General features: G+C 34.7%; 1 protein-coding gene and 1 pseudogene. Both read right to left on the bottom strand.

Features of this window, described 5'->3' with window-relative positions:
- Positions 1 to 350, bottom strand: a pseudogene (locus ACFIK8_RS11820) (lipid A biosynthesis lauroyl acyltransferase); the annotation flags it as partial.
- Positions 351 to 356: 6 nt separating this feature from the next.
- Positions 357 to 663, bottom strand: a 307-nt coding sequence (locus ACFIK8_RS11815; protein ID WP_375669539.1) for a zinc-binding dehydrogenase, incomplete at its 5' end; no start/stop codon positions are given.

Below are 663 nucleotides of genomic sequence, written 5' to 3'. Positions count from 1 at the left end.
ATAAGACCTGGCTTCTCTGCACGAGGATCAAAGTCAAAAATTTTATCAAGAAAAATATATTCAGCTAAGCACAGCCCTATATTCTCCCACATTTCTATTGCAATTGCATGGAGTTCTTTTTCTGTTTTTTCTGGATATGCTGCTCTAAGGTTCGTAAGTGCGATTTGATGACGAGAGAAAAGGGGACCGAATGTTTTTGCAAACCAAGAAAAAAAAGAAAATCCGATATAAGCAGGAAAATGTTTTAAAATGAATAAAGCGCTGATGAGCAGATGTGCCCATAACCAATAAAATAAATTTTTAGCTATGATTTTAATGTGATACATAAAAATTTTAATATAAAACTTCATTATGATTTAATCGATTTTAAGAATAATTTTACCAAAAACATTACGGCTTTCCATTCGTTTTAAGGCTGTATCAATTTCTTCAAATTGAACAATTGTATCAATGACAGGATGTACAACTCCTTGTGCCATTTTCTGCATGGCGTTTTGCATATTTTTTACACGGCAGCCAAAAGAACCAAATATCTTAAATTGTTGTTGGAACAACTGCATGAGATTTAGTGGTGCTGTAACTCCAGAGGTAGAACCACATGTTACTAAGCGCGCTCCTCGTTTCATACACAACAGAGAACCGTTCCATGTATTGGCTCCTACA

The organism is Bartonella sp. MR168JLCBS (assembly GCF_042194175.1).
This window is presented reverse-complemented; position numbering and strand designations above follow the sequence as displayed.